This window comes from Aquitalea sp. ASV11, from assembly GCF_016429185.1.
Lineage (GTDB): Bacteria > Pseudomonadota > Gammaproteobacteria > Burkholderiales > Chromobacteriaceae > Aquitalea > Aquitalea pelogenes.
The window spans coordinates 1-6,600 of sequence record NZ_JAELUD010000117.1; the positions used below are offsets into that span (position 1 = coordinate 1).

The window sequence follows — 6,600 nt, forward strand, 5'->3', positions numbered from 1 at the left end:
GTTCGGACTCCTCGCTCAGGCGACGCGACTCCTCCTGCAAGGCCTGGGCTTTCTTCAATTGCTCGGCCTGCTGGGTTTGCTGCTTTTGCAAATCCGCCTGGAAACGGGCTTTCTGCGCAGGGTCGGTCACCAGTACCAGCGCCAGCTGGTCCAGATGCGCCTTGGTGGATTTGGCCTGGTAGTAGCCCCAGGCGTCCGAGGCCTCGGACTGCTTGAGAATGCTTTGATTTTTCAGGAACAGCGCTTCATTCTGCTTGGCCCCGCTCTGGTAGCTGAATACCGCGCCAATGGTGGCCAGAATCGCTGTCAGCAGCGCAATCTTCTGTGCCAGCTGGCCTTTTTCCGCCTCTTCTTCCAGCAGCTTTTCATGCAAACCCGCGATTTCGTATTCTTCTTCCGCCATCACCCACTCCCTGTTCGCCCGGCCGTCGCCTTGCGGCCAGCCGTTTTATTCCGCAAGCATGGCCGGCATGCTCGCGCGCGAACCCCTGTCAATCAAGTGGGTTTGTGTGCAGTTTTTGTATCAGCCGCTGCATGCCTGCAAGCAGCCCAGGCCCGCGCTGCAGGGATACACAAGCGACTACCCAGCCAGAGAAAAGCCGGTTACAATGCACCCCTTCGCGGGCGTCGTATAATGGTAATACCCAAGCTTCCCAAGCTTGTGCCGTGGGTTCGATTCCCATCGCCCGCTCCACACCGGATTCCTGTAGATCCTTGATCTGCAAAAGAAAAAGCCAACCGTCACCGGTTGGCTTTTTTCTTGTCTGGTCGATACGGGTAGGAGCCGGATGATGCTGCTGCAAGCGGCTATTGTGTCATCCGGATGGTGCTCTGGCCCGGCCTGAAGCGTGAGCGAAATCAGCGTGGCACCAGCACACGGTACTGCCCGTTTCCCGCTTGGCAGGAGTGATGCCGAGGCAATTCGCCCGGCGTATCACCGCATGCCTTCACCTTACCCTGTCACTGTCAGTGACCGGAACCATGATGCCTCGCGACAGGCAACGCTGCTCGATGCGGCCAGCCTCGAATGCCTGCTGCAGCACAGCCAGCGCGACTTGATGGGCAGCACTGCCGCACAAGAACAGATCCACTGCGGCGTAGCCGTGCTCGGGCCAAGTGTGAATGCTGATATGTGATTCCGCCAGCAGCAAAACGCCGGTAACACCCTGGCCGGGACCAAAGTGATGAAAGTGACCAGCCAGTACATGGGCACCCGCGGCGGCGGCGGCGGCATGCAGTGTGTGTTCCACATGCTGCGGATCCGCCAACGGCATGGCCGCACAGTCGTACAGGTCGGCCAGCAAATGTTCGCCCAGATGCCTCATTTGTGGCCACCGGAGAAACCACCACCGTGGCCACCGCCACTACCGCCACTACCGCTACGGTAACTGCCGTCATCGCCCATGATGGACAGGTTCATCAGGGTGGCAATCAGGATGATGACGATGCAGTAGGCCAGATAAAAAACCGGCCGCATCGCTTGCCGTTTTTCTCCGAGCGGGGCATACAGTATGAGCAGTGCAAAAATAATGATGCACAGGGTCAAGAAAATCTCACTGCTCAGAAACAGTATCGGCACATTGATGACCAGCAATACGATGATGGCCAGCTTTGCCATCGACTTGATGGTGCTGTTCTGCGGCGGCACCTGTGGGGAGACGAGGTCGCGGCCGAACCAGCGCGTCATGTCCTGCGGGCTGACCTCGCGACTGCACGACCAGGTGATCTCGTACTTGCTCTGTTCGCGGGCCAGCCGCTCCTTGCAGTTTTCGAACTCGCTGATCTGCACCACATCGCCGATGGCGGCCCGCCACGGGAAAGCACCGGCGGCATAGCTGATGCGGGCAGCGTACTCGGGATAGCACGGTGCATAGCTGCGTTTGCCGCGCATCACGTATTGCGGTGTCTCGCTGTCCACCCACACGTCCATCAGCGTGCCCAGATACCAGCCGTCACTGGTTTCCGTCAGCCAGCGAAAACCCAGGTCAATGTTGTACAGCAGGTATTCGTTCCAGCTGCTGTTACGGTTGCGCACTTCTTCCCAGCGCAAGGTACCGATCAGCGTCCATTCCTTGCCGTCTATGGTGGCGACATCGCCCTGCTGCAGGGTAAAGGCGGGGGTCTTGCCTGCTTGCTGGTGACGGGCAATGACTTCGGCCTGCTCGCCACGAATGTCCACTTCACTGTGGCAGGACGGGCAGTGCAGGTGGGTGGCCGTACCGGCGCGGTAATCGAGGCCGGCACCGCATTGCGGGCAGGCCAGCTGTTGCACGCTGCCCTTGAGCTTGCCGGTGGCAGTCTGGATCATGCGTGCGTCACGCAGACGCTGCATGTTCAGTTGCTTGAGGGTGACGGCATCACCCAGATACAAGGCAGGCTGTGCCGGGTTCGCGGAGTAGTCCAGGGTCAGGAAGCGGCCACCGCTGCGGGCATCGGCCACCGGTGCGCCATAGCCCGCTCCGACCTTGAATGGCAGCTCGCCTTCGCCAGCCACGCAACGGGCCTGACGAATGTCGCTGAAAGTATAAAGCGTGCCCTTGTACTCCCAGCACAGCCCGGGGTGCAGACTGTCGAATGCAGGCAGCGCGGGTGGCAGGGTCTGTGGCAGGGTCAGGACATACTGGCCGACACTTTCCGATAGCCAGCCACTGCTGCCGTCATCAAACAGCAGATGCCATTCGTTCCACATGCCGGCATCGTAGGCCAGCTGGATGCGACCAACGACAGTGAACTGGCGACCTTTCCAGATGCCGCAGCTGGCAATCTGCAGCGGCGAGTAATCGTCCAGCAATGCAGCCATCTTGCCGATGTCGCGCACACTGTCGGCATCACGCAGCAGGGTGCTCTGGCAATAGGGGCAGACCGCCAGCACCGAGGTGGTGGCGTGAAAGCGGACTTCGGCACCGCAGGCAGGACAGGCTACGCGATACATCAGCCCACCAGTTTTTTAAGGATGTCAGCCTTGGCCGTGTCGTAGTCGGCCTGGGTGATCAGGCCTGCGTCCAGCAGGCCTTTGAGCTGGGCCAGCTTGGCTTGCGGGCTGTCAGCGGCATCGGCGGCAGGCGCAGGGGGCTGCGGGGTGGCCAGGCTTTGCTGGATGGCCTGGCCCATCGCCTGCCCTACCCCCAGACCGGCCGACAGCGTGGCACCCAGCCCCGCCAACCCGCCTTCATTCTGTGCAGCCAGCGGAATGGCTTCAGCGGCCTGGTAGCGGGTGTACTGGTTAAGGTCGCCGGCCATGCCCATGGCAATGCGCTTGTCGATGGCGTGTTGCAGCTCTTCCGGCAGCGAGATGTTTTCGATGGCAAAGTTGTCCAGCGCCAGGCCGTAACGGGCAAAGGTGGGCGTCAATCCCTGTTGCAAGGTGCTGGCCATCAGGCCCTGATTGGCGGCCATATCCAGAAAGGGGACAGCGCTGCCACCCAGCACGCGGGCCATGTCGGCCACCATCTGGTTGCGCAGCTGCTGCTCCATATCGTCCACGGTATAGCGTTCGCGGGTGCCGCTCACCTCGGTGTAGAACAGCTTGGGGTCGGTGATGCGGTAGCTGTAGATGCCGAAGGCACGCAGGCGCACCATGCCGAAATCCTTGTCGCGCAGCGTCACCGGCTGCGGTGTGCCCCATTTGCGGCCCAGTTGCAGCCGGGTACTGACGAACACCAGGTCGGACTTGAAGGGCGACTCGAACAGCTTGTCCCAGTTTTTCAGGTAGGTCAGTACCGGCAAGGTCTGGGTGTTGAGCGTATACATGCCGGGGCCGAACACGTCGGCAATCCGGCCTTCGTTGATGAATACCGCCATCTGCGATTCGCGCACCGTCAGGCTGGCACCGTACTGGATTTCGTTATCCTGCATCGGATAGCGCCAGGCCAGCACGCCGTCGCCCTCCTCCTGCCATTCCAGAATGTCGATGAACTGCTTCTTGATGAAGGAGAACAGGCTCATGGCGTAAGGCTCCGGTTAATGGCGGCCGGGCAGGCCACCGCAGGGTAAAAGGTCAGGACAGGCTGCCGGCGTTGAGCAGCCCGACAGCCAGCTGGATGCTGCCGGCAAACACACCCATGGCCGTGTTGTTGTCTTGCAGGGCCTGTTGCAAATCAGGCAGGCAGCGCGATAGCAGCAGGTGGGCGATGATCTGCACCAGCAGGCCCAGCATGGCCCAGACCACAAAACTGGACAGGGTGTTGAGGTGCCAGGCGCTGGAGGCCAGCGTCAGCGAAAAGCCCAGCAAGGCCCCACCAAACGACAGGGCGGCGGCCTGTCCGTGCTTGCGGATCAACTGCAGCTCGTCCAGCGGTGTGACCCAGCAGTACAGCACGCAAAATGCCAGCAACAGCATGATGCCGCAGCCGAGGTAGGCAAGATAGGCAAACAGGGCGTGCAAAAAAGCGTCGGGCATGCGGCATCCTTTACGGACTTGAGCAATAATGACGCCCATTCTACCCATTTTTCATAGTTTCCCGCATGCGTGATCGTCTGTTGATCCTGTCAGTTTTTGTTGTCGCGTCCTGCGGCCTGGCTTACGAGCTGATTACCGGCGCGCTGGCAAGCTACCTGCTGGGCGATTCGGTACTGCAGTTTTCCTCCATCATCGGCTGCTACCTGTTTGCCATGGGTGTGGGGTCGCACCTGTCGCAGTACGTGAAAGACGAACGGGTGCTGGATACCTTTGTCGAGATCGAACTGCTGGTCGGGCTGATCGGCGGCTTGTCCGCCAGTGTGTTGTTTGCGGTGTTTGCCTGGACCGGTGAATCCTTCCGTCTCACCCTGTATGCACTGGTCTTCGTGATCGGCGTGCTGGTGGGCATGGAAATACCGCTGGTGATGCGGGCGCTGAACCAGCGGGAGGCACGCTTTGCCGAGCTGGTCAGCCGTGTACTGACATTCGATTACCTGGGCGCGCTGGCAGTATCCCTGTTGTTTCCGCTGGTACTGGCCCCCAGGCTGGGACTGGCGCGCTCGGCACTGCTGTTCGGGCTGTCCAATGCGGCAGTGGCGGTGTGGACCTGCCGCGTGTTCCGCCACGAGCTGTTGCGGCCGGCAGTGCAGTACCTGCGCAGCCTGGTGGTAGTGATGGTACTGGGCGGCGGTTTCATGGTGTCGGACATGCTGACGCACTGGAACGAAAAAGCCATTTACGGCGACGAGGTGATCCATGCCGAAACCACTCCTTACCAGCGCCTGGTGCTGACACGCTGGAAAAACGACATGCGCTTGTACATCAACGGTAACCTGCAGTTTTCCAGCCGTGACGAGCACCGCTATCACGAGGCACTGGTGCATCCAGTGCTGGGAGCGCTGCCGTGGGCACGGCAAGTACTGATTCTGGGTGGCGGCGACGGCCTGGCAGCGCGCGAGGTGCTGAAATACCCCAATGTGCAGCACATCACGCTGGTGGATCTGGACCCGGCGATGACTACGCTGTTTCGTACCTCGGCACCGCTGGTGGCGCTCAATGGCGGTTCGCTGAACAACCCGCGCCTGAACGTGGTGAACCAGGATGCGGCCCGCTGGCTGGAACAGCACGACGCCGAATTCGATGCCATCATCGTGGACTTCCCGGATCCATCCAATTTTGCACTGGGCAAGCTGTACTCGGTGCCGATGTACCGGCTGCTGTCGCGCCATCTGGCGGACAACGGTCTGGCGGTAGTGCAGTCCACCTCGCCCTACCACGCACCACGCTCCTTCTGGAGCATCAACGCCACATTGCAGGCTGCAGGCCTCATGACTACCCCCTACCACGCCTATGTCCCCTCTTTTGGCGAGTGGGGCTTCATCCTCGCGGCCCATCATCCGGGGTATACCCCGCCGCAGCGCTACCAGGTTCCGCTGAAATTCCTGGATCGCGAGGCCACCCGGCAGATGTTTTTCTTCCCGCCCGACATGCAGCCGTGGAAGGTGCAGCCCAATGAACTGAACAACCAGTTGCTGGTGCATTATTTCGAGCAGGATTGGTCGCAGGTCATCCGCTAGTGCCGATGACGCACCCCGCGCAACAGCGGCAAGCCTCAAGACAAGGAATACACAGTTGAGCAAGCACGCCATCGGCACGCACGACCGCAGGGTTCAGCCATGCAGCTAGCGCGCCGCCATTTTCTGCGCACGGCCGCCGCGCTGGCCGGTCTGCCGCTGCTGGCGGGCTGCCATCAGGTGCTGGGCTGGGGCCTGCCGGTCGAAGTGATGCGCCCCGGCATGGCGGAAGGCCATCGCCTGCGCGATACCGCCAGGCTGCCGTCACCCGGCAGCACACGCCAGGTGGATACCGTCATTGTCGGCAGCGGCGTGGCGGGCCTGTTTGCCGGCTGGCAGCTGGTGCGCGAAGGCTATCGCGACTTTGTGGTGCTGAACGGCCCGGAGCCGGATGGCAATGCTGCTGCGGGTGCCTTTGACGAATGGCGCTACCCCACCGGTGCCCACTACCTGCCGCTGCCCTCGTCCGAGTCTGCCCATGTGCGCGCACTGCTGGTCGAGATGGGAGTCATCGAGTCTGGTGGCGACAGCCTGCGCCCCCGCTTTGACGAACGGGTGCTGGTGCATGCTCCGGACGAGCGACTATGGCGCGACGGCCAATGGCAGGACGGGCTGCTGCCGCGTGGC

General features: G+C 61.5%; 7 protein-coding genes and 1 tRNA gene. 3 read left to right on the forward strand and 5 right to left on the reverse strand.

Annotated features, from left to right (window positions below; genetic code table 11):
• Positions 1-403: DUF4337 family protein (locus tag JHD62_RS20790; protein ID WP_199104485.1), on the reverse strand; the 403-nt coding region annotated here is incomplete at its 3' end.
• Positions 404-620: 217 nt separating this feature from the next.
• Between JHD62_RS20790 and JHD62_RS20795 the strand changes: the two genes are divergently transcribed.
• Positions 621-694: transfer RNA gene (locus tag JHD62_RS20795), tRNA-Gly, on the forward strand.
• A gap of 253 nt (positions 695-947) precedes the next feature.
• On the opposite strand, the gene speD is transcribed toward JHD62_RS20795, so the two are convergent.
• From speD to JHD62_RS20815, 4 genes are read right to left on the reverse strand one after another with little or no spacing between them, the layout of a single operon-like run.
• Positions 948-1,325, reverse strand: a complete 378-nt coding sequence (speD, locus tag JHD62_RS20800; RefSeq protein ID WP_199104486.1) for an adenosylmethionine decarboxylase — start codon at positions 1,323-1,325, stop codon at positions 948-950.
• Entirely contained in the window at positions 1,322-2,932 is a 1,611-nt protein-coding gene (locus JHD62_RS20805; protein WP_199104487.1) for a DUF4178 domain-containing protein, read from the reverse strand. Before JHD62_RS20805 ends, speD begins: the two co-directional genes overlap by 4 nt.
• Positions 2,932-3,939: an SPFH domain-containing protein gene (locus JHD62_RS20810; RefSeq protein ID WP_199104491.1), complete on the reverse strand. Its 1,008-nt coding sequence runs from the start codon at positions 3,937-3,939 to the stop codon at positions 2,932-2,934. The genes JHD62_RS20805 and JHD62_RS20810 overlap by 1 nt, the downstream gene beginning before the upstream one ends.
• Before the next feature lie 58 nt (positions 3,940-3,997).
• Positions 3,998-4,399, reverse strand: a complete 402-nt coding sequence (locus tag JHD62_RS20815) for a DUF350 domain-containing protein (protein ID WP_199104488.1) — start codon at positions 4,397-4,399, stop codon at positions 3,998-4,000.
• A gap of 65 nt (positions 4,400-4,464) precedes the next feature.
• Between JHD62_RS20815 and JHD62_RS20820 the strand changes: the two genes are divergently transcribed.
• Positions 4,465-5,976, forward strand: a complete 1,512-nt coding sequence (locus JHD62_RS20820; protein WP_199104489.1) for a polyamine aminopropyltransferase — start codon at positions 4,465-4,467, stop codon at positions 5,974-5,976.
• 99 nt (positions 5,977-6,075) lie between these two features.
• Positions 6,076-6,600 (forward strand): FAD/NAD(P)-binding protein (locus JHD62_RS20825; protein WP_199104490.1); only part of this gene is annotated, 525 nt, incomplete at its 3' end.